This is a genomic window from Legionella genomosp. 1 (genome assembly GCF_900640215.1).
In the GTDB taxonomy this organism is placed as follows: domain Bacteria; phylum Pseudomonadota; class Gammaproteobacteria; order Legionellales; family Legionellaceae; genus Legionella_C; species Legionella_C quinlivanii_A.
The window spans coordinates 27,803-51,568 of sequence record NZ_CAAAJH010000019.1; the positions used below are offsets into that span (position 1 = coordinate 27,803).

Sequence of the window (23,766 nt, forward strand, 5' to 3'; positions counted from 1 at the left end):
GCTTATTTAAAAAAACAGCTTTACTATTAAAGATTTTCGAATTACATCTTCTGGAGGGGTATTAGATAAAAAATTATCATCATACATTCAATTTGCACCCTGCATGCACCCTATAAACTTATTTTGGTCTAGAGTGGTTAACGTAACTCATTGATTCCATTGTCATCCCGGAGAGGATTCGAACCTCCGACCTGCCCCTTATGGGGTGCAAGATGTTAAATTTCATATTGTCCGATCTTGTCCATTAGAATTCATTGCTGTCTATAGATTTGGCTATACCAAATTCTATTAAATCCAACCTGGAGTGCAATATAATGGATTCGAAAAGCACCAACAAAAAAAGCAACTCAAGAACGTAAACAACGAGGAGGAACTGATCGCAGTGCAATGTTTCCTGTGGCTCCCCCAAAGATTGAGCTACCCGAAGATTATAGTCCCTGGCTTACCAATTTAAAACAGCGTATTCATTCAGAGCGATTGCGTATTGTTTTAACCAGTAATGCTGCGATGATGTTGCTGTACTGGGATATTGGTCATCGTATTTTAGAAAAGCAAGACATACAAGGATGGGGTAGCAGAATTATCGATCGCCTAGCATTTGATTTACGAGAACAATTTCCTGAAATGAAAGGATTATCTCCTCGTAACCTTAAGTATATGCGTGCTTTTGCCTCGGCCTGGCCTGATCGTGAAATTGTGCAACGTAGCGTTGCACAATTGTCGTGGCGTCATAATATTACACTTTTAGAAAAGCTTAAAACGCAAGAAGAGCGGCTCTGGTACGCCATGAAGGCGTATGAATTTGGTTGGTCATATAATATTCTTGCTATGCAAATAGAGGTTAAAGCCCATCTACACTTAGGGAAAGCACAAAACAACTTTCTTACAACATTACTCCCAACTGACTCGGATTATGCCGTACAGGTTTTTAAAGACCCATACCTTTTTGATTTTCTTGGGACAGATGCGCCACGTCGTGAAAGAGAGCTTGAACAAGGCTTGATTGATCATGTTCAAAAATTCTTATTAGAACTTGGACAAGGTTTTGCGTTTGTTGGTCGCCAAGTCCATTTAGAGTTAGGAGATCAAGATTTTTATGCAGATTTACTCTTTTATCATCTTAAATTGCGTTGTTATGTCGTTGTAGAGTTAAAGGCACGTGCATTTAAGCCTGGAGATGACACCAAACTGGGCATGTACATGCATGCAGTTGATAAATTGTTATCTCATCCAGATGATAAACCAACATTAGGTTTGCTCTTAGTCAGGGAAAAAAATCGTGTTTTGGTTGAATACGCTTTAAATAGTACAAGCCGTCCAATTAGCATAGCCCAATGGGAAACTCAATTGACTCAATCATTGCCTGATAGTTTAAAGGGAAGTTTACCGAGTATCGAAGAAATAGAAGCTGAATTGAGTAGTGATTTTGATGGATCGGTTGATTGGAGGTAACTTATGAAAGAGAGACTTTCAGAAAATAAACTGACTATTCGGAATAGTAGAGCAAAGTTGTTTGATGGTGATAGACGAACAATTGGTAAATACCTGCAAAACATCTATTCTAGCGGAAAATTACAAACAGAATCAGTTATCCGGCATTTCCGGGTAACTGCCTTTGATAATAGGAATTATAACACTCTGTTTTATAATTTAGATGCCATGAAAGGTTTAAATCAATTGTGCAACGTAACGTTGCACAATTTGTTTTGTAGGAAAAATAATTTATGGCTAAATTAAGAGCAAAATATATTGAGCATCAAACCAATCCAAATGATAAAGAATATCAAAAACCAGATGGCGAAGGGTTATTTCTTCGGATTCGCCCTAATGGTGCCAAAAGCTGGTTATTTTGCTTTCGAATAGGGAAAGACCCCAAAACAAATTAACCGCTACTTATCAAAGAGCAGTTTATGCACAAGAGCAGAAAAATATCTGGGAGCGTTTGGAATAGCTTTGTAGATCTGTGAAATTTATGGGATATGCGGCGCTTTTATATAGAATATAAAGATCACCCAAATCTGCGACAGCTTGTCGCAGAAATTCCATGGGGACAGAATCTACTCATTATTAATCAAGTTAAAAATAATGAGGCTCGCTTTTATTATCTTAGTGCGACAAAAGAACAGGTGTTCCCAAAAAGTATTGAAGAGGGCGTAATCATTAAGAATCTTTATCAAGAGCTACTAAAACAGCAGTTTAAAGAAGATGGTAAAGAACCACGTACAATAACTTTCAAAGACATTCTTGTTGTGACCCCCTATAACGTACAGGTCAATTACTTACGCTCTATTTTGCCAGAAGGGGCGCATGTAGGAACGGTGGATAAATTTCAAGGGCAAGAGGCGCCTATTGTTCCTGTTTCAAGGGTAACCTCCAGTGCTGAGGATTTACCACGCAATATTGAGTTTCTTTATAGTAAAATTCAGTTAAATGTAGCAATATCACGTGCTCAATGTCTATCGGTAGTTGTTGTGAATCCAAACTTAATGGAAGTGCCCTGTAAGACCGTGGAGCAAATGAAGTTGGTTAATATGAATCACTTTTGTAGTAATCACTTTTGTAGTAATCACTTTTGTAGTAGTTCAAACTTGATCTGACAGTTGCCGGTTTTTAGAAGTCTCAGTCAGGTCAAAGTTAGTTTATCGATTTTTCCATACAGATTGGTTTTCTACCATAGAGGCAGTTACATTGTAAAACTAACTTGGGAACGACCTCCTAAATCATTTTTTTCAATATCTTCATTACATAGTATGGCACGGGTGCTAATCGCAACTATAAAAATATTAATAGTATTCTCTGAGTTCATCGATGCTAAATCCTGTGCAGAAATCGCTTTTCTTTGACATACAAAGTTACCAGCTTCAATTAAATTAAGCTCATGTTCAAAACTAAACGTTGTGCCGTCATCATTTTCATAATTAGGATCAGAATCGATTTCAGCGTTTAAAAAGTCTTTTAATACCAGACTCAAATACTCTTTAGCCTCTTCAAGATGCTCAGCAAATAACATCATCTCATAATAAATATTGGTTGTTTTTACAATAAGTTTAAATGGTTCAAGTCCAGGCGGTTTAAGTTTAGACATATAGCTATCGATAATTTAAAGATGAAAATCATACCAATTTATCAATATTTTCGTCAAATAGATTATATGAGCTGGGAGTGATTAAAGTGTAGGGGTCTCAGTGCATCATCATATGCCGGACGAAATGGCCCGACATACGACAAAGATAATTTTTACATCTCCAATGTCTTGTTAGTGCTGGGAGATTCTTTAGGCTCATTGCGCGGCTTTTTAAAGAAACCTATTTGATGCTCTCTTTCATTAGGTTGTAAAACATCCTGATTACGTTTTTTGCTATTATTTTCTGAAAGAGTTGGCGATAGATTGCCCTGGAAAATTTCTTCACATCGAGCGCGTAAAAAAGCAGCTTGTGGTAATGGATTTCCTAGTAATAACTCATACACATGCCTTGCTCTCTGGTTCATAACTGGCAGATTTTTGCTTTCTTTTTCTCTTAATTGCTCTAGTTCTTTGGCCTGATCAAGTGTAGTGGGCTGCTGTCTGGCTCCAGAGGCTGCAAAATTGATACTATGATTCTCAAATAATATTATTTCACCTCTGTAAATTAAATCGGCCATTTCAAATTCCGCTTCATACTTACTGGGTGAGTTATTGCGCTTCACAATACTTTCATATTGTAAAAATGAACGAATAAAATCCCCTTGTTCCGCAAGGAACCTGGCAATGACAAAATCAGCTTCATCAGGATTGCCTGTATATTTATTAATTTCTTCCTTGATTAAATTAACTTCAGTGTAATTCACATTCTCTCTTGCGTATAGATGGCACAATACAGATTTCATAAATGCCAGACACATCTCCTTCAATTCTTTGTGCTGATTGATCAGTTGTCTATACTCTTTAAGCCAACTTAAAGCATTCCAGAAATTTCCGCTTCCTAATTGGCGCAGTTGATAGCGGAATATGAACTTAAGCACTTCTAAATCGTCAGAATTATTCAATAATGCTTTTTCAACGTTAAATGACTGTCCAAAACCGCCTTGAGAAACGGGTTTTATAAGCTCATTTAATATGCGAATTTTTCCAAGCCTAACCGCTAAGGATACAGGGGTAAAGCCGACAATATCTCTTGTATTTAGTGAAAGGCCAAAGCCACCCTCTGCGACAGGCTTTATTAGCTCACGTAACATTTCCACTTGATCACCCATGACCGCACTTAATACCAAGTCACCACCATTATGATCTTTGGTATTAATCGAGAGTCCAAACTTACCGCCCTCAGAATCAGGTCGCACTAACTCTCTAAGCATCGCAATTCGCCCATGCTTAGCCGCTGTAAACAGATGGTCCTCTGCTTTAAAAATACCAATATGCATTGGAAGATTAAGTCCACCTTCTTCCTTAGGATTAATTAGCTCGTGTAAAGCCGCCACATTTCCGGATGCAACAACGAGTGAAACCGCCTCTAAAGCGTCCAGTGGGCGAAAACCGTTTGGATGGGGATCTGCCAATCCTAAGCCTCCCTCAGCAGGGGCTTTAATCATAGTTTCAATATGTCGCTTCGTCCAAGGGATGCCGCTATCAATTTGGCATTAGGATGTATTAATTTTTTAGTTGCCAACCATTCCAAAGTATCTTGCCTGTCATTAAGAATTGCTATTGTCGTAGCAATCTCAGTAGCGCTTTTTAATTGGCTGTCATAGTAATTGAGATCAATTTTATCGATGAATGACTCTAACTTTTCAACAGGTACATTTCCTATCAAATAGAGATAGGCCGCTTGATGAAGGGGTTTAAGCGATTCTAAACTTAGAATATCAAACACCAGCTCTACATTAAGGGGTTTGTCGTAACATTCTGATGAACAAAAGGAGACTTGGCTTAAATGGGGTGAATTAGTTGAACGCATGGTCGCTAATGAACCCAGCAACTTGGTTTTATTTTCTAAAATAGTTTCGAGGTAGGGAGCAGTATGAAAAATCCGGTGATAGGCAATCAAAATTTAACTCAGTTATTGAAGGTCGATGAAGAAAGCAGTCGCCAACTATTGAGTGATGGGATCAAGGGTAATATTCCATTTTTTATTATGAACTCTAAAAGCAGCCAATTTCAATTGCTAACTCTGGGGCAATTGCAGCAGATCCAGAGTGTGCATCCTGCGAAGACGCGAATTTATTTAGAAGAATTCCAGATGACCATTTTTAATGGCAAAGTGGGTAATGCAGCGCATAGTCAGTTGTGCAATTTTAGTGATTTATGGATGAATAGCTGCTATTTAAAAGAGTCCCATTCCTTGGATAAAGAGGTATTAATACCAGGTGATGGACATTATGCATCTGAATTAGATATTGCCAACATAACGCAACGAGCACTTATCAACCAGAAGGTGAATGAAAAGGACTTTAAAAAGCAGGCGCAGAATTACTTGAAATTAAACTACCCTGAGTTATCTAAAAGTGCAGTTTCAAGAATTATAGCGATCATCAATCCTGATTGCCGCAAAGGTGGTGGGAGACCTAAAATAGACTAGAGAACCCTAATATGGTTTTCGCCCAGTATTTATAAGTAAATTCATAAACTATATCCCCGGTTTTTATCCAAACCCCTATAACTGTTTCACCTGTTTTAGCTTTTTATACCTTGTGAGACTACATGAGTCTTAAACAAACATAGGTAGCGATAACATGTATCAACTTCCCGAAAAAGGCTGTATTCGTCTTAAACACATTCTCCAATTAATTGATGTTAGTAAATCAACCTGGTGGAAAGGAGTGAAGGACGGTCGATTTCCACAACCCGTAAGATTTGGTACTCGTCTGACTATGTGGCGCGTGGAAGATATAAGAAGGCTAATTGAGCAAGGAAATTGTCAATGGAAATGATTAATGAGAGTACAGTTTCTAAAAGAAAAGGAATAAACGTTGAGTTAATCAGAGCCTCAACTATTAATCCTGAACCTGTCACTTGGCTTTGGAGAGATTGGCTCGCTGCTGGTAAGTTGCATGTGCTTGGAGGTGCGCCAGGTACTGGCAAAACGACCATAGCTTTAGATTTTGCAGCAGTAATATCTTCTGGCAGATGTTGGCCTGATGGCTCACCTGCACGTTGTGGCAATGTGGTGATATGGAGCGGTGAAGATGACCCCAAAGATACGTTAATCCCACGCCTGCTTCAAGCAGGTGCAAATATGGATAGTATATTTTTTATTGCTGGTGTCCAGGAGGGCAAAAAGAATAGATCTTTTGATCCTGCTATTGATATGGAACCACTATTAAAGAAGCTTGAAGAAATTGGCAATGTCCGGTTGTTAATAGTTGACCCTATTGTCTCTGTTGTTACAGGTGACAGCCATAAAAATGCAGAAGTCAGACGAAGCTTACAACCTTTAGTGGATTTGGCTGGAAGATTAGGTTGTGCCTTGGTGGGGATTACACATTTTTCCAAAGCAACCCATGGGCGCAACCCGGTTGAACGATTAACTGGGAGTTTGGCTTTCGGTGCGTTAGCACGTGTAGTTCTTGTAGTTGCTAAGTTACCCAAAGAGGATGACGAAGATGAAATGACTTGGTTATTAATGCGTGCTAAGTCCAACATTGGCCCAGATGAAGGTGGATTTGTATACCAATTACAGCAAAATGAGCTAGCAAACCATCCAGGGGTATGCGGATCATTTATCAAATGGAAACAGTTTGTCGAAGGCTCAGCACGAGATTGGCTTGCATCTGCTGAAAAGACAAATGAAGGTAAGTGTCAGGGGGCATTGGAAAAAGCAATTCAGTTTTTATCAGAATTGCTAATGAATGGGCCATTACCACAGGCGGATATCGAAGCGCAATATCTACATGCTGGCCATTCGCATTCAACGATGAGGCGTGCCAAATCTAATTTGGGGATTCAGTCAGTCAAAGCAGGTGGATATTTTGGTAGTGAAGATCAGCAATGGCTCTGGACATTACCAAACACTGTCACTGAAGATGAAGATATAGGTTGAAGGTGATCAAAAACTCCGAAGATGCTCAAAAATAATATTGATCATCTTCTATTAAATTGAACATGTTCTGCAGGTTTTCAATCATTGATTGAGATTCAGTTTCGAAATTTGAAAGATGGTGGGTGGGGGTAGCCGGGTTTTTTGGCTGGGTAGAGTCATCCGGTGGCATATAACTTTCTCAACATCTCTGCCAGTCAAAATTATAAGTGCTCCAAAATTCATCAACAATCTATTTTAAGTAACTTGAACTTTCATTCTTTATCTTTGATAATCATTACTATTATTTCTTGAGTGGTGAGTGTTCTATCTTGGAGACAACAATAGATAAATGGATTTCAGTAGAAGGCGTTGCTGAATATCTGGATGTTTCATCGGTGACCATCTACCGCTGGCTTGAAAAGGGGAAAATCCCAGCACATCGAGTAGGTAAACAATGGCGCTTTAAATCCAGTGAAATTGACGCATGGGTCATATCTGGAAATGCAGCAGAACAATCTACTGAAACAGAATAGAGATTTTTATGTTAGAAGATATCAAAAAAAAGCTATGGTCTACCGCTGACAAACTTCGTGCAAATATGGACGCAGCCGAATATAAGCATATAGTGCTGGGGTTAATTTTTTTAAAGTACATCTCCGATGCCTTTCAAATGCGCCGTCAAGAGTTAAACAAGCGCTTCATGGACTCAAGCGATGAGTATTTTCTTCCTGATGCTGATGCAGAAATGCTTGCTGAAGAATTAGAAGACCGTGACTATTATAAAGTAGTGAATGCCTTTTGGGTTCCAGCAGCCGCTCGTTGGGAAAGTATTCGTGCGCGAGCCAAGCAGGCCGATATTGGCAAATTAATTGATGATGCGCTGTCACTGATAGAGGCAGATAATCCCAAGCTTAAAGGGATACTGGATAAACGCTATGCTCGTGCGCAATTACCCGATGGCAAGTTAGGTGAATTAGTTGATGTAATCTCCTCCATTGGCTTTGGTGCTGCTAACCAAAATGCAAAGGATTTACTGGGGCAAGTGTACGAATATTTCCTTGGCCAGTTTGCTAGCGCTGAAGGTAAAAAAGGTGGACAGTTTTATACCCCTGCAAGCATAGTACGAACATTGGTTGCTGTTTTAGCCCCTCACGAAGGCAAAGTATACGACCCATGCTGTGGTTCGGGTGGTATGTTCGTGCAGTCTGAAAAGTTCATTGAATCTCATGGAGGCAAAATCGGTGATGTCTCTATTTATGGGCAAGAATCAAACCCAACTACCTGGCGTTTGGCAGCAATGAATCTTGCTATTCGTGGTATCGATTTTAACTTTGGCAAAGAGCCTGGCGATTCCTTTACTAAAAACCAACATCCTGATTTACGTGCTGACTTTGTCTTAGCTAATCCACCCTTTAATATTTCTGACTGGTGGCATGGTAGCCTCGAAAGCGATCCTCGCTGGGTATACGGCACACCCCCACAAGGTAATGCAAACTATGCTTGGCTACAACATATGCTCTATCATCTGAAACCTAATGGTCGGGCAGGTATCGTATTAGCGAATGGTTCCATGAGCTCAAGCCAAAATAGTGAAGGTGATATTCGCCGCAAAATGGTAGAAGCAGATGTAGTGGAATGCATGATTGCTTTACCAGGCCAATTGTTTTTTAACACTCAAATTCCAGCCTGCTTGTGGTTTCTAGCCAAACAAAAATCAACCCGCAAAGGAGAGGTATTGTTTATCGACGCTCGTAAATTGGGAACGATGATTAGTCGCTCGCAGCTTGAGCTCACGGATACCGACATACAGAAAATTGCAGATGTAGTACATGCTTGGCGTGCAGATGGCGAAACCAATGCAGACTATGCTGATATTCCAGGTTTTTGTCGTAGTGTCACCTTAGCTGAAATTGCAGAGCATGGTCATGTATTAACACCTGGCCGTTATGTAGGTGCTGAAGTGATTGAGGATGATGATGAAAGCTTCATGGAAAAAATGCAGCATCTAACGGAAAAATTAGGTGAGCAAATGGCAAAGGGAGCCGAATTAGATGTCGTTATTCGTAACAATTTGGCCAAGCTTGGATTTGAGATCTAAATCATGAATGAACAGAAGAATATAGCTCATAATGTTGAATATAAAAAATGGATTACGGATTTAAGATCCAAGTTAAAGCAAGCCCAGCTTAAGGCGGCTGTTACGGTTAATCAACAGTTATTAATGTTCTATTGGGATCTCGGATCAGACATTATTGAGAAGCAGAAGATCACTGCTTGGGGTGAAGGACTTCTCAAGCAATTGAGCCAAGATTTAATGAGCGAATTTCCCGATATGAAAGGATTTTCAGAGCGAAATCTTAGACTGATTCGCCAGTGGGTACAGTTCTGGATTGAAAACTCTGCAAATTGGCAACAAGCTGTTGCCGAATTAACGCAAATCCCTTGGGGGCATAATCAAGTCATTATTAATAAATGCAAAAATGTTGAGGAAGGGCTTTATTACATTAGAAACACAATCGAATATGGCTGGAGTCGAAGTGTTCTAACGCATCAAATTGAAAGTAATCTCTGGCAACGTGAAGGTAAAGCACTATCTAACTTCACTAAAGCCCTCCCATCTCCTCAGTCTGATTTAGCGCATCAAACCTTGAAAGATCCATATGTCTTTGATTTCTTACGTCTAACCAAAGGCTATGATGAAAGAGATTTAGAGCAAGGGTTAATTGAACACATTACCCAATTCCTTTTAGAACTCGGCGCAGGTTTTGCCTACGTTGGCCGACAAGTACCTCTTCAGGTTGGTGAGCGTGAATTCTTTATAGACTTACTATTCTATCACACTCGGCTTCATTGTTATCTGGTCGTTGAATTAAAAAATGTAGACTTTGAACCTGAGCATGTGGGTAAGTTGAATTTTTATATTAAAGCTGTAGATGCTCAATTGCGACGTGAAGGCGATGAACCCACGATTGGCCTTCTGCTCTGCAAAAGTCATGATAAATTGGTCGTAGAATATGCCCTTAGCGATGTTAACAAGCCCATAGGAGTATCTGAGTATCAGATTACTCAATCGTTGCCTGAAGAGCTTAAATCTAGCTTGCCTACTGTGGAAGAGATTGAGGCTGAGTTTGGTGGGGATGCAACAGATGAGTAAAAATTGGCCGAAAATAAAGGAGATGTTAATTGTGCAGGAGGCGCTTGCACAATTTATGCAACGTAGCGTTGCAAAATTAGGTGGGTGTAATTATGAACCATAGATGGTTAATAACAAAGTTATCAACTCTAGGTACATTTGACAGAGGTAAGTCAAAACATCGACCTCGTGACGCTAGCCATTTATATGGAGGACAATATCCCTTCATTCAAACAGGAGATATTACTGCTTCTGGAGGCCGTATCACATGTTATAAGCAGACCTATTCTGAAGCTGGTCTAGCGCAAAGTAAATTATGGCCAGCAGGTACATTATGCATAACTATTGCAGCTAATATTGCTGACACGGCTTTATTAACCTTTCCTGCATGCTTTCCAGATAGTGTAGTAGGATTTATACCATATGCAGATAAAGCCGATGTACGTTTTATTGAATTTATGTTCCGTGCATTTCGTGCCAATGTAAAAAGCAAAGCCTATGGTAGTGTGCAAGAGAATATTAATTTAGAGGTCTTACGAAATCTTGCGTTTCCTATTCCTGATTTTGCGACACAAAAAATAATTGCTGATTTTTTAACAGCATTTGATGATCGTATCGCTTTACTTCGTGAGACTAACGTAACCCTAGAATCCATTGCTCAAGCCCTTTTCAAATCATGGTTTATCGATTTTGACCCCGTACACGCAAAAGCAGAAGGCCGTGAGCCTGAAGGAATGGATGCAGAAACAGCAGCACTTTTTCCTGATGGTTTTGAGGAGTCGAGTTTAGGATTGATACCCAAGGGCTGGCATGTAACCAATTTAGATAACGCTTATCAGATCAATCCAATTAGAAAATTAAAAAAAGGTGAATTAGCGCCCTATTTAGATATGGCAAATGTACCGATAAGGGGGCATCATGCAGACAAGATTACCATGCGTGAAATGGGGTCTGGTACAAAGTTTATTAATGGAGATACTCTTCTCGCGCGTATTACACCTTGTTTAGAAAATGGTAAAACTGCTTTTGTTGATTTTTTAGATGATAATCAGGTTGGCTGGGGTTCAACTGAGTTTGTAGTGTTGCGACCTAAGGAGCCTATTCCGCTATATCATGGATATTTACTGGCTCGTCATAGTGCATTTCGAGAATTTGCAATTCAAAGCATGTCGGGTACTAGCGGACGACAACGAATACAAAATAATGTTCTTGGCCGTTATTCAATAGTAGTTCCAGATTATCGTGTTTTAAAACTTTTTGGATCTATTGTGTCTTCAATCCAGCAAAAAATCTCATCAAATTCTAGACAGGCAAAGTTTCTTGCCTCTCAGCGTAATATATTATTGCCTCAGTTAATTTCGGGCCAAGTATCCTTAGCTAAAGAAGAAATGAAGGTGTATGAAGCATGAGCAAAACTAGGGATCGTAAAGTTAGCTCAATTAAATCAGAGCTTGTAAAAAAATCGAGAGAGGCCGTACTAGCTGCTGTACAGATATTCAACAATCCTAATATTAGTTTTAAATCTGAATCGTATATCATTTTAATGATTATAGGTTGGACATATCTTTTGCATGCGTATTATAGAGGTAAAGGCATTGAATATCGCTATCATAAAGAGTCAGGCAAAAGACGACAGTTTGAAAAAACAAAGCATGGTGCTGATAAATATTGGGAACTCGAATGTTGTCTTAATGAAAAATACTCTCCTGTAGATAAAGACACCTGTAATAATCTTAAATTTCTGATCGGTCTTCGCCATGAAATAGAGCATCGTATGACATCGCGCATAGACGACTTGCTTAGTGCCAGGCTCCAAGCTTGTTGTCTTAACTATAATAAGTATCTGAAACAATTCTTTGGAGATAAATTAGGAATTGAGCATCATCTTTCATTTAGTCTTCAATTCTCCTCTATTGGTCAAGAACATATAGATTTGCTTAAAGAGCAAAGAAGCTTACCAAAACATATTCTTTCTTATATTGCTAACTTTGATGAGCTGCTTTCATTGGAAGAATTTTCTAGTCAACAATACGCCTACAGGATTATTTTTGTTCCCAAGCTCGTTAATAGAAAGGGACAGGCTGATCGCTTAATAGAGTTTGTCAAAAGTGATTCCTCATTGGCTAAAAACATTAATAAAGAATATGCAGCTATAAAAGAAACCGAAAAAACAAAGTACTTACCGGCTCAAATTGTAGCATTAATGAATAATGAAGGTTACTTGAAATTCAAAATTAATAATCATACTGATTTGTGGAAGAAATTTGATGCTAAGAACCCAGCAAAAGGATTTGGAACAATGGTGGCAAATAAGCAATGGCACTATTACGATGTATGGGTCGATATAGTTAGGACGCATTGCAAAGATCTGGGGAGTAAATACAAGTGATGACCGAAGACAAACTCGAGCAAGAGATGCTAACCTGGTTATCTGAAATCGGCTATAACCATGTTTATGGCCCTATCATTGCCTGTGATGGCGAGGCACCAGAACGCAGCAACTATCAAGATATATTGCTAATAGAGCGCTTGCGAAGGGTTATCAACCAACTCAATCCTGAAATTCCCTTAACAGCTCGCGAAGATGCTTTACAACAAGTGCGTGATTTAAACACGCCCATTCTACTATCAGCCAACCGCCGTTTACATCATTATTTAGTAAATGGTGTCCCCGTACAGTATCAGAAAGACGGTGAAACTCGGGGTGATTTTGTTCGTTTAATTGATTTTGAAATACCATCGAATAACGAGTGGTTGGCAGTTAATCAGTTCTCTATCAAAGGTGAAAAAAACACTCGACGTCCAGATATCCTTTTGTTCATTAATGGACTTCCATTGGTATTAATTGAATTAAAAAATTCCGCTGATTTAAACGCTGACATAGGAAAGGCGTTTAATCAAATCCAAACTTACAAAGAACAAATTCCAGATATTTTTCAATACAACGAAATTTTAATCATTTCAGACGGGAGTGAAGCGCGTATGGGCTCACTTTCTGCCAATATGGAGCGCTTTATGTCATGGCGCACGATTGATGGAGTGACGCTTGATCCATTAGGCCAATTTGGCGAGCTTGAAACGTTGACCCGAGGCATACTTTCGCCAGTTTACTTTTTAGATTACATACGGTTCTTCATCTTGTTTGAAGATGATGGTGAGCTTGTCAAAAAAATTGCTGGATACCATCAATTCCATGCGGTACGAGCTGCTATCCAACAAGTAATCACTGCTTCGCGACCAGATGGCAATAAAAAAGGTGGCGTTGTTTGGCATACTCAAGGAAGCGGTAAAAGTATTACCATGACTTGCTTCGCAGCACGAGTGATGCGCGAAGTGGCGATGGAAAATCCTACTATTGTTGTTATTACTGATCGCAATGATTTAGATGGTCAGTTATTCGGCGTATTTTCTCTTGGTCAAGACTTGCTGCGTGAACAGCCTGTTCAAGCTGAATCACGGCAAGATTTGAGAGCAAAATTAAGCAATCGCCCATCGGGTGGAATTGTGTTTGCCACTATTCAAAAATTCATGCTGGGTGAAGATGAAGATGTTTTTCCTGTCTTATCGGATAGACGTAATATTGTTGTCATCGCTGATGAGGCACATCGGACTCAATATGGCTTTACAGCAGAGCTTAAAGGTAAATCTGGTCAAGAGAAGTATAATGTGGGATACGCCCAGCATTTACGCGATGCTTTGCCCAATGCCACCTTTGTTGCTTTTACCGGAACCCCTGTTTCAAGCGAAGATCGCGATACTCGAGCGGTGTTTGGTGATTACATCCATATCTATGACATGCAGCAAGCTAAAGAGGATGGGGCAACAGTTGCTATTTATTATGAATCGCGACTTGCCAAGTTATCTTTAAATTCAGATCAAATCCCAAGACTTGACGACGATATTGATGAGTTGGCAGAAGATGAAGAGGATAGCGAGCAAGCCAAACTGAAATCACGTTGGGCTGCTTTAGAAAAAGTAGTCGGTGCTGAACCTCGGATTAAACAAGTAGCTGCTGATTTAATTGATCACTTTGAAGAACGGAATAAAGCGCAAAATGGCAAAGCCATGATTGTGGGCATGAGCAGAGATATTTGTGTTCACCTTTATAATGAGATTATTGCGCTACGCCCAGAATGGCATAGTGGCGATCCAGCTAAAGGGGTAGTAAAAGTCGTTATGACTGGTACCCCTAGCGATAAAGCTTTATTACGTCCTCATATTTACTCTAAGCTGGTACGTAAAAATCTGGAGAAACGCTTTAAGAAACCAGATGATGATCTGCGCTTGGTCATTGTCCGTGATATGTGGCTAACGGGTTTTGATGTTCCTTGTGCACATACTTTATACATTGATAAGCCAATGAAAGGCCACAACCTTATGCAAGCCATAGCACGCGTGAATCGTGTTTTTGGAGACAAGCAAGGCGGTTTGGTGGTTGATTATATTGGGATCGCTAATGATCTGAAAAAAGCCCTGAAAGATTATACAGCAAGCAATGGCCACGGCAGACCAACTGTTGATGCCTATGAAGCCTATGCCTTATTAGAAGAAAAATTGGATGTACTGCGTTCAATACTACATGGATTTGATTACAGTAGTTTTCTAACCAGTGGCCATAGCCTCCTTGCAAAAGCTGCCAATCATATATTGGGTGTAGATGATGGTAAAAAGCGTTTTGCAGATACAGCACTGGCTATGTCGAAAGCCTTTAGCCTCTGTTGCACTTTAGATGAAGCGCGAGCTGTTCGTGAAGAAGTAGCCTTTATGCAAGCGGTAAAAGTAATCCTGACGAAGCGTGATATTTCGGCTAAAAAGCGCACCAATGAAGAACGGGAGCTAGCTATAAGGCAAATAATCAGCTCTGCAGTGGTGTCTGATGAGGTCGTCGACATCTTCGATGCTGTGGGTTTAGACAAGCCGAATATAGGTATTCTTGATGATGAGTTTCTCGCAGAAGTGCGCGAATTGCCCGAGAGAAACTTGGCAGTTGAGTTGCTTGAGCGTTTACTTGAAGGGGAAATTAGAACCCGTTTTGCTACTAATGTAATACAAGAGAAGAAATTCTCGTACTTATTGGTTAATACCATAAAACGTTATCAAAACCGTGCTATTGAAACAGCTCAGGTGATGGAAGAACTATGTGATATGGCCAAAAAATTCAAAGAAGCAGTTAATCGTGGAGAAGAGTTAGGTCTTAATGAGGATGAATTGGCTTTTTACGATGCCCTGGCTAATAATGAAACATCAGTCAAAGAGTTAGGCGATGAAACACTGAAGAAAATAGCGCATGAACTCACAGAGAATCTACGCCGAAATGTAAGTGTCGATTGGTCGGTACGGGAGAGCGTGAGAGCTAAATTGCGTTTGATGGTTAAACGTATTTTGCGTAAGTATAAATACCCTCCTGATAAGCAGGAAGAGGCCGTTGAGTTGGTTTTAAGGCAGGCTGAATCATTGAGTATGGCATGGAGCTAAAAGAAGATTATATGACGGATAGTTATTTAAAGACTGATGCCTTTTCTTATATGGGTTTACATAAAAAAGCTCAAAGAGAAATAGACAGGTTAATTACGTCTGAAAATGGTATGGACATAATCTCTAGCGTGGATCATGCCCTTAACGCCGCGTTTTCCATCTTTCATTTATTGGAATGGAAGGATAATTTAAACCAATCTGCTAACGCTCAAGCCAAAAAACCCAAAGCCAGATATCTATGCGAAAAGAGCAATAATAAGTCACTATTATTGCTGCATGATGTGGTTACACGGAATAAGCATGTGACAGTTTCATCTCCTTTGCATTCTAGTGACATTGAGCCGAAGATCGAAGAAGATTGTAACTTTCTTTGTACTCAATCAGGGGATTATTTGGTAACTGAAGATAATCGGAGATTAGTTACCGAAGGATCAAAAATTATAGTTTATTTTGGGGACGAAATAGCCACTAATGTCTTAAGCGATGCATTGGGGTATTTTAATGCAGAAAATTAAAGAAGATACACTCTTCTCAGCGTCAGATTTGGTTGTTTTCTTAAGCTGCCATCATGCAACATACCTTGATTTAAAATGGCTGGGTGGCGAGATTAAACCAGCAGAAAATAGTACTTCAAATAAGTTACTACAAGACAAGGGGTATGAGCACGAAAAGAATTACCTTCAATCGCTGAAAGATAACGGTAAAGTCATCGTTGAAATCCCTAAAGATCAGCCTTCAGAAGTTCGCGCACGCCTAACTACTGAAGCATTGCAATCTGGGTCTGAGATTATTTATCAAGCAAGGCTTACTGATTATCCTTGGTATGGTAATGCCGATTTTCTAATTAAGACTGATACTCCCTCCAAATTAGGCGCGTTTAGCTATGAAGTACTGGACACAAAATTAAGTAGATCGCCTGAGCCAAAACACATTATGCAGTTATGTGTCTACAGCGACCTTCTGGAGAAAGCACAAGGAATTCGCCCTAAACTAATGCATTTGGTTCTGGGCGATAGATCGCATATTGAATTTAAAGTGGATGATTTTTTTCATTATTACCAAAAGGCAAAGCAACGATTTGAAGTCTATTCAAATAATCCGCCCACCAGCTCTTATCCAGAACCTTGCGCACATTGTCTCTTATGCCACTGGCGTGATCGCTGCACGGAGCAATGGCAACAAGATGATCATTTAAATTTGATTGCTAATATCCAGCGGTCTCAAATTGATAAGCTATTAAAAGCGAGTATTCATACCGTAGCTGATTTAGCGGCTTTGCCAATCGATAGTAAGATTGAAGAATTAAATCAAGATGTACTCTTAAGGCTTCGTTCTCAGGCCATGTTGCAAGCTTATAAGCGCAATACGAATCAAAACAAGTTTGAAATTCTTAAGCCTATGGTTGGTAAAGGATTTGAGCGCTTACCGCTTCCAGAAAAGGGTGATCTATTTTTTGATATGGAAGGCGATCCTCTATATCAAGGTGGGCTTGAATACCTGTTTGGAATATATTATCTCAAGGATGGAAAAGAAACATTTCTTCCATTTTGGGCACATAATCATCAAGAAGAGCGATTGGCTTTTGAGCGATTTATGGCATTTCTTGAACAACATCTCACTCAATATCCAGATGCTCACATTTACCATTACAATCATTATGAAACCACTGCTTTAAAGCGCTTGGCTTGCCAATATGGGGTTTGTACTGAGCAGTTAGATAACTTGTTGCGTCAGAAAAAATTTGTCGATTTATACAAGGTTGTGCGCGAAAGTATCCGTACCTCTGAGCCTGGTTACTCCATTAAAAACCTTGAAACTTTTTATATGGAAAAAAGAGACAATGCCGTTGCTACTGCTATGGATAGTATTGTGGTTTACAACCAATGGCGTGAGTCTGGTGATGATGCGCTTCTTCAAGAAATAGCTGATTACAATGAGGTGGATTGCATCTCAACTGCGCGCTTACGTGATTGGCTTATAACTTTAAGACCGGAAGGGGTTGAATGGTTTAAGTGCCAAGAGCAAGAAGAGACGACAACACCATCAGCACGTAAAGATTGGGAAATTGAATATGAGAAATATCATGATCTTTTGAAAGTGGATGAAGATAATGATAATGCTCTTTTGCGACAGAGGATATTGGATTTATTAGAGTTTCATAACCGTGAAGCTAAACCACAATATTGGGCTATGTTTGAACGTCAGGATAAATTTGAAGATGAGTTAATTGATGATACGGATTGTATTGGCGGATTGATTCGGTTTGGAGAGCCTGAGGAAGAAAAAAGTTCATTTGTTTATAGCTATCACTTTCCTGCCCAGGAATACAAAGTGAAAGTAGGAGATGGGGTAATTGACACCTCTACCTTGGATTCTGTTGGAACAGTCTTTGCCATTGATGAAGATGAGGGAGTCGTTAAGCTTAAGAGAGGCAAAAAACAGGCACCACCGCCAGATCGATTTTCAATTGGCCCTGGTCGGCCTATTGATGCTACAAGTATGAGAGCTGCCATTTACAATGTTGCAGATAACATTATTGAAGGAAATACTCATTGCTATCAGGCAATTAAAGATATATTGAATAAATCATTACCTCGCATTCGTGGCAAAGTTATTGGTTCATCTTTAATTACTTCAACTGATCTCCAAAAAGAGGCGCTGGAGATAATAAATAATTTGGATAACAGTTATCTTTTCATCCAAGGCCCACCTGGAGCTGGAAAGACTTATACCAGCAGCCATATTATCGTTGAGCTTATGCGGCGAGGCAAAAAGATAGGTGTTGCAGCTAATGCTCACAAAGCCATTCATAACTTGTTAGATAAAATTGAAGGGGTTGCCAAGGAGCAGGGATTTCAATTTGAAGGAGCAAAAAAGGCAAGCAAAGGAAGTGTGGAATCTTACTATGAAGGACGATGTATAAAAAGCATCGAGAAAACAGAAGCACTCACTTTGAATGAAAGTCTAGTTGCAGGTACAGCGTGGTTTTTTTCAAATGACTATTTGAAAGAGCAACTTGATTATTTGTTTATTGATGAAGCAGGTCAGGTTGCCGTCGCTAATGTTGTTGCTATGGGAATAGCTGCCAAGAATATTATATTAATCGGCGATCAAATGCAGCTTGGGCAGCCTATACAAGGAACTCATCCTGGCGAAGCAGGTCTTTCGATTCTTGATTTTCTTCTAGGTGATCATGCGACTATTCCACCTGAGCAAGGTGTATTTTTAGATAATACGCGAAGAATGCGCCCAAGCGTTTGCCAGTTCATTTCAGACGCTTTCTATGAAGGTAGACTTCACGCGCACGAATCAACCTCTAATCGATCTTTGCTATTTTTTAATGAGATTGCCTTGCCTGAAGAAGGAATCCATGTGATTGATGCTAACCATGAAGGATGCTCTCAAAAAAGTATTGAAGAAGGAGTAATCATTAAGCATCTTTATCAGGAGCTACTTAAACAGCAGTTCAAAGAAGATGGTAAAGAGCTACGTACAATAACCTTCAAAGACATTCTTGTTGTGACTCCCTATAACGTGCAGGTCAATTATTTACGTTCTATTTTGCCAGAAGGCGCACAAGTAGGTACGGTGGATAAGTTTCAAGGACAAGAAGCCCCCATTGTTCTTGTTTCAATGGTAACTTCCAGTGCAGAGGATTTACCGCGCAATATTGAGTTTCTCTATAGTAAAAATCGGTTGAATGTAGCCATATCCCGCGCTCAATGCTTATCGGTGGTTGTGGTGAATCCAAACTTAATGGAAGTGCCCTGTAAGACTGTGCAGCAAATGAAGTTGGTGAATACTTTTTGTTGGCTTAACGGAATGAGTAGCAACTGATTTGGCTATACCTGTGGCTATACCCGAAGTGAAAAATCAAACTAAAAATTCAAATTTAAAATTGTAATCCATTGATAAATATGGCGTCCCGGAGAGGATTCGAACCTCCGACCTGCCCCTTAGGAGGGGGCCGCGCTATCCACTGTGCCACCGGGACTGAGTTACAGAGAGCAAGTCTACTCTCTGATTTGATAAATGACAATGAGATTTACATTTCACTGTAATTTGGGCCGCCACCGCCTTCTGGAGCTACCCAGACGATGTTTTGTTTGGGATCTTTTATGTCGCAGGTTTTGCAATGAATGCAGTTTTGCGCGTTAATTTGTAAGCGTGGTCCTTTTTCTTCCTCAACAATTTCATAGACGCCGGCTGGGCAATAGCGTGTTTCAGGAGAGGCGTATATTTTATAATTGACGGATATGGCGAGCTCGGGATCTCGAAGCTTAAGATGGACTGGCTGGTTTTCTTCGTGATAGGTATTGGTGAGATAAACTGACGACAGTCTATCGAAGGTTAGTAGTCCGTCTGGTTTGGGATACACAATTTTTTTGCATTGATCAGCCGGCAGAAGGGCGCTGTGATCTGCATGGTGCTTGAATGTCCAGGGAGATTTTCCGGCTGTAATATAGGTTTCCACAAATGCATTTGCAAGACCAATCCATAGTCCATGTCGAAAAGCGGGGCGTATGTTTCTCACTGAATATAACTCATCGCTTAGCCAGGATTGCTTCACTTTTTCGGGGTAAATGGTTATTTCCTGGGGAGATGAAGTTTCATTCGCAAGAAGGCTAAAACAGGCTTCGGCTGCCAGCATACCGGATTTCATTGCGGTATGAATTCCCTTGATTTTGGGAACATTGAGAAAACCGGCAGCATCGCCAATCAGTGCGCCTCCTGGGAATGTTAATTTAGGCAATGCCTGCCATCCACCTTCATTTATGGCACGAGAGCCATAGGCGATACGCTCTCCATCTTCAAGAAGCGGGCGAATCAATGGATGTGTTTTAAAACGCTGCATTTCATTAAAAGGGCTTAGCCAGGTATTTTTATAATCGAGTCCGATCACAAAGCCCAGGGCTACCTGATTATTTGCCAGGTGATAAACAAAGGAGCCTCCGTAGGTTTTCGTGTCCAGAGGCCAGCCAAATGTATGGATGACCTTTCCAGGCTGATAATGAGAAGATTTTACCTGCCAGATTTCTTTAATCCCAATCCCATAGGTTTGTGGCTGCACACCCTCACGAAGTTGGAAGCGGTTCATTAAATTCTGGCTTAGCTGACCACGACAGCCCTCTGCAAAAAGGGTTTGTTTAGCCAGTAAATGCATGCCTGGCTGATAGTTGGGTGTTTGCCTGGACTCTTTATCTATACCAACATCACCGGTGGCCACACCAATAACTTCACCCTGATCATTATAAAGGATTTCAGAGGCTGGAAAGCCGGGGTAAATTTCGCAGCCCAGATTTTCGGCCTGAGTGGCCAGAAAGCGGCATAATTCCCCAAGGCTGATGATATAATTTCCTTCATTTTTCATAGGAGGAGGAGTGGGCAGGCGAAAGCTCTTTTTAGCGGTCAGAAAATAGAATAAATCCTCTGTGACTGGCGTATTGAATGGTGCCGTTTGCCATAGATCAGGCAATAACTCTTTGAGGCTTCGTGGTTCAAGTACTGCGCCTGATAGAATATGAGCCCCCACTTGCGCGCCTTTTTCCAGGATACAGACACTGATTTCTTTGCCCGCCTGTGCGGCAAGCTGCTTAATTTTAATGGCTGCTGATAAACCAGCAGGTCCTGCCCCTACAATGACTACATCATATTCCATCATTTCGTGATCCACACCGAATTCCTTATACAAACAAAAAAAGAATGATCGCCTGTCTGATTCTCAAGATCAAGCTTTCAGGGCAATGAGAGAATGATTTTTATAGCTAAAGTGTTCAAATTTGCGCCATATTGTAGTATGATCGTGAATCTGCAGATAAGAGGATGTTTAGATGTCTCTTGATAATTGTTACGCTGGTGGTTTAACACTTGATTTTTTCCCTTCTCGTGAATTAGAAAACGTAGATCCTTCTAACGAAGAACAATATGTTCTGGCGCAAGCTCGAAATGTGCTTCGTATTCTTATGATGGGCTGGCAAAAGGATTGGAAGAAACTGTTATCATGGCGTGCTTTTAATGCCGTTTTTGTAGAACGGGATCATCAGCTGACCAGGGCCATGCGTCGAGGTTTTCAGGAGGGTTTCGATTATGTGTTTGAGCAGCTTAAGAGTCAAAAAGAATTATCGAAAGAGCAAATAAGACAGGCTCAGTTATATATCAGTAATTGTTTATGCCTGCTTCCCTATGGTGATATTACTCCTTACGAAAGTTTCCATATTCCTCAGTTTGTGAATGGCCAATGGATCAAGGTGGAATATAAAGTCACACAAATTGAATTAACACCGACCTCCGGCCTAAAAAAATTATTTCTAAGCGACAATGACCGTGTTTTTGCTTATGGGCTTACCCCGGTTAATAATAAAGATGCAGAACCCCACTTAGTATTTATGGGTACTACTTATCCTGCAGGACAAGGATTCTGGCAGCAAGTCAAAACCGACCTGGAAGACGTTGAAACCGCAGGGAAGGAGTTATACCGCTCAGGAAATAAAAATGTAATTCGCTGGGCAGAAAAGCAAGATAAGAAAGTACATGTTTGCGGAACGAGTTTGGGGGGAGCACTTTCACTGATATTCGCATGCCACCGAGGCGATTTAATTTCTAGTGTGGATGCTTTAAATCCGCCTGGCCTTTATAAAGGACTTAGAAAAAGCCGTTATGATAATTGGGATACTCTGGTCGCCGAAGGGAAAGCCCCTGAGGTACGTGTTCAAAAGCAAAAAAACGATCCGGTATCCAAATTTGGGGAATGGAAAAATGAATGGATCATTCTGGAGGTTGACCCGCCAAAGGAACTGGAAGGCCCGAATTCGGTTGCGGCTCATGCCTTGAATTATGCTGGTTTACCCGGAACTGAATTTCATAGGATCGATACTGAAGAAGATAATCGTGAGCGCAAGCGAAGAAACTTCTGGTTATATATTTTGGCTCGCAGTTTGTTTTCCTATTTTGTCATGCAGCCATTCAGATATCTGGTACTCCCAACGGTTCGTTTTCTATGGGAGCATAAATTACAGCTGTTATTTTTTATTCCTCTGGTGGCCATATTTTATATGTTTCCTCCACTGGGTGTAAGCCTCACAATTACTTTGCTCGGAGCGTCCACTCTATTGCTGATTAATGCAGTGATTTCAGCGGCAATAACCAGCTATTTTATCGATGCGGTTTTACGTTTTATAGGTGATCAGGTCTCAGGTAAAAGTACGACACTCTTATCGCGAGCACTGGATTGGTTTGGACAGCATCCTTTTCTTAAAACCGCAGCGTATTTTGCAATCGGGGCTTCGGTGGTTGGTCTGCTTGCAGCGGCTGTTTTCTTTCCCCCATTTTTACCCGCAGTAATTCCTTTAATAAAACCGGTTATTATCCTAAGTGTTTTAAGTATCCCATTAGTTATCAGTATCGCTTATAAAGCCGTCACTAACTTTATGCTGCTATTTGGTTTGAAAAAGCCGGAGCCAGCCGCCTGCCATGATCCTGCGCTTCCCAGAAATAAAGAAATGGATATTTACGCTAATAAACAGGAAGGAACCTTCACTATGAAGGAAATACATGATTATTATCATGTAACGCGCTGCCTGTTAAAAAATAAGCCCTTAATTAAAGCTGAAGATGGTTCGTCAACCGAAGTGGATCTTGAGTCTGGGAAACCACAGAAACTGAGTAAAAGGCAAATACTTACGAAGGGAATTAGCAAGGAAAATGCTAGTACAGAAGTGAAATGGACAGTTAGTAAAGCCAAGCTCTTTCACATAAAAGAAACTGTGAATATCTACAATAAATTAAGTAATCAGCCGCAACGATTAATGGATGAACTACATGAAGAAAAAGAAAATTATCGACTAGGAAAGAATAGATAATTGCTGTGATGACAGGATCCCTCGGACAAGTCCTGAGGAATCCCCCTCATTATTTCATTCAAAAATACGTAGCTTCAGGTCAAAATGACTTTAAATAGTGTCGTTTCCGCGTAGGCGGAAATCCATCTTGCAAACAAAGTTAGGAATTATCTTGAGAAATAGATTCCCGCCTACGCGCTGAGGAATCCTGTCATTTAATTGAGCAGTTATGTTTTTAAGGTTTGCTCAATAAGGACGAGAAAAGAATTGAAGTGCATACGAATTCATGATCAAATTTGTTTACGAAGCAAAACCGACCGGAAAA

19 protein-coding genes and 1 tRNA gene are annotated in these 23,766 nt (G+C 40.2%); 15 read left to right on the forward strand and 5 right to left on the reverse strand.

Translation table 11 applies throughout. The annotated features are described in order from the left end of the window. Nucleotides 1-387 precede the first annotated feature (387 nt). The 3 genes from E1O89_RS14175 (at nt 388) to E1O89_RS14185 (ending at nt 2,597) form a co-directional block, all read left to right on the forward strand. Nucleotides 388-1,452 carry a YhcG family protein gene (locus tag E1O89_RS14175; protein WP_133140723.1) on the forward strand — a complete coding sequence of 355 codons (1,065 nt, stop codon included), beginning with the start codon at nt 388-390 and terminating at the stop codon, nt 1,450-1,452. A gap of 272 nt (nt 1,453-1,724) precedes the next feature. Continuing rightward, nucleotides 1,725-1,886 carry an Arm DNA-binding domain-containing protein gene (locus E1O89_RS14180; protein ID WP_133140724.1) on the forward strand — a complete coding sequence of 54 codons (162 nt, stop codon included), beginning with the start codon at nt 1,725-1,727 and terminating at the stop codon, nt 1,884-1,886. 93 nt (nt 1,887-1,979) lie between these two features. Continuing rightward, nucleotides 1,980-2,597, forward strand: coding sequence for an AAA domain-containing protein (locus E1O89_RS14185; protein WP_133140725.1), 618 nt, complete (start codon nt 1,980-1,982; stop codon nt 2,595-2,597). 86 nt (nt 2,598-2,683) lie between these two features. On the opposite strand, the gene E1O89_RS14190 is transcribed toward E1O89_RS14185, so the two are convergent. From E1O89_RS14190 to E1O89_RS14200, 3 genes are all read right to left on the reverse strand, one after another. Continuing rightward, the gene (locus E1O89_RS14190; protein WP_133140726.1) at nt 2,684-3,085 is read right to left on the reverse strand and encodes a hypothetical protein; all 402 of its coding nucleotides are present in this window, start codon (nt 3,083-3,085) and stop codon (nt 2,684-2,686) included. A gap of 152 nt (nt 3,086-3,237) precedes the next feature. Then, nucleotides 3,238-4,569 carry an ankyrin repeat domain-containing protein gene (locus E1O89_RS14195; RefSeq protein ID WP_133140727.1) on the reverse strand — a complete coding sequence of 444 codons (1,332 nt, stop codon included), beginning with the start codon at nt 4,567-4,569 and terminating at the stop codon, nt 3,238-3,240. Beyond that, nucleotides 4,566-5,024 (reverse strand): hypothetical protein, encoded by a 459-nt coding sequence (locus E1O89_RS14200; RefSeq protein ID WP_133140728.1) that lies wholly within the window; start codon nt 5,022-5,024, stop codon nt 4,566-4,568. The genes E1O89_RS14195 and E1O89_RS14200 overlap by 4 nt, the downstream gene beginning before the upstream one ends. Here E1O89_RS14200 and E1O89_RS14205 point away from each other — a divergent pair. From E1O89_RS14205 to E1O89_RS14255, 11 genes are all read left to right on the forward strand, one after another. Continuing rightward, nucleotides 4,998-5,555, forward strand: coding sequence for a hypothetical protein (locus tag E1O89_RS14205; protein WP_133140729.1), 558 nt, complete (start codon nt 4,998-5,000; stop codon nt 5,553-5,555). The genes E1O89_RS14200 and E1O89_RS14205 overlap by 27 nt on opposite strands. Before the next feature lie 154 nt (nt 5,556-5,709). Then, nucleotides 5,710-5,907, forward strand: a complete 198-nt coding sequence (locus E1O89_RS14210; protein ID WP_133140730.1) for a helix-turn-helix transcriptional regulator — start codon at nt 5,710-5,712, stop codon at nt 5,905-5,907. Then, a complete protein-coding gene (locus E1O89_RS14215) occupies nt 5,898-7,016 on the forward strand; it encodes an AAA family ATPase (protein WP_133140731.1) in 1,119 nt (372 codons plus the stop codon). The genes E1O89_RS14210 and E1O89_RS14215 overlap by 10 nt, the downstream gene beginning before the upstream one ends. A gap of 308 nt (nt 7,017-7,324) precedes the next feature. Next, nucleotides 7,325-7,528, forward strand: coding sequence for a helix-turn-helix domain-containing protein (locus E1O89_RS14220; protein WP_262337535.1), 204 nt, complete (start codon nt 7,325-7,327; stop codon nt 7,526-7,528). Nucleotides 7,529-7,536: 8 nt separating this feature from the next. Beyond that, nucleotides 7,537-9,093: a type I restriction-modification system subunit M gene (locus E1O89_RS14225; protein ID WP_133140733.1), complete on the forward strand. Its 1,557-nt coding sequence runs from the start codon at nt 7,537-7,539 to the stop codon at nt 9,091-9,093. A gap of 3 nt (nt 9,094-9,096) precedes the next feature. Next, nucleotides 9,097-10,149, forward strand: a complete 1,053-nt coding sequence (locus tag E1O89_RS14230; RefSeq protein WP_133140734.1) for a YhcG family protein — start codon at nt 9,097-9,099, stop codon at nt 10,147-10,149. A gap of 92 nt (nt 10,150-10,241) precedes the next feature. Continuing rightward, nucleotides 10,242-11,537 (forward strand): restriction endonuclease subunit S, encoded by a 1,296-nt coding sequence (locus E1O89_RS14235; RefSeq protein ID WP_133140735.1) that lies wholly within the window; start codon nt 10,242-10,244, stop codon nt 11,535-11,537. Continuing rightward, nucleotides 11,534-12,517: a DUF3644 domain-containing protein gene (locus E1O89_RS14240; protein WP_133140736.1), complete on the forward strand. Its 984-nt coding sequence runs from the start codon at nt 11,534-11,536 to the stop codon at nt 12,515-12,517. Before E1O89_RS14235 ends, E1O89_RS14240 begins: the two co-directional genes overlap by 4 nt. Next, on the forward strand, nt 12,517-15,603 hold the full coding sequence (locus E1O89_RS14245) for a type I restriction endonuclease subunit R (RefSeq protein ID WP_133140742.1): 3,087 nt from the start codon (nt 12,517-12,519) through the stop codon (nt 15,601-15,603). Before E1O89_RS14240 ends, E1O89_RS14245 begins: the two co-directional genes overlap by 1 nt. Next, nucleotides 15,594-16,118, forward strand: a complete 525-nt coding sequence (locus E1O89_RS14250) for a hypothetical protein (RefSeq protein WP_133140737.1) — start codon at nt 15,594-15,596, stop codon at nt 16,116-16,118. The genes E1O89_RS14245 and E1O89_RS14250 overlap by 10 nt, the downstream gene beginning before the upstream one ends. Beyond that, nucleotides 16,105-19,440, forward strand: coding sequence for a TM0106 family RecB-like putative nuclease (locus E1O89_RS14255; protein WP_133140738.1), 3,336 nt, complete (start codon nt 16,105-16,107; stop codon nt 19,438-19,440). The genes E1O89_RS14250 and E1O89_RS14255 overlap by 14 nt, the downstream gene beginning before the upstream one ends. A gap of 81 nt (nt 19,441-19,521) precedes the next feature. Here the strand turns inward: E1O89_RS14255 and E1O89_RS14260 are convergent. After that, nucleotides 19,522-19,597: transfer RNA gene (locus tag E1O89_RS14260), tRNA-Arg, on the reverse strand. A 51-nt stretch (nt 19,598-19,648) separates the two neighbouring features. After that, entirely contained in the window at nt 19,649-21,277 is a 1,629-nt protein-coding gene (locus E1O89_RS14265; protein ID WP_133140739.1) for an electron transfer flavoprotein-ubiquinone oxidoreductase, read from the reverse strand. Nucleotides 21,278-21,434: 157 nt separating this feature from the next. Between E1O89_RS14265 and E1O89_RS14270 the strand changes: the two genes are divergently transcribed. Beyond that, entirely contained in the window at nt 21,435-23,462 is a 2,028-nt protein-coding gene (locus E1O89_RS14270) for a hypothetical protein (protein WP_133140740.1), read from the forward strand. Nucleotides 23,463-23,766: the final 304 nt, after the last annotated feature.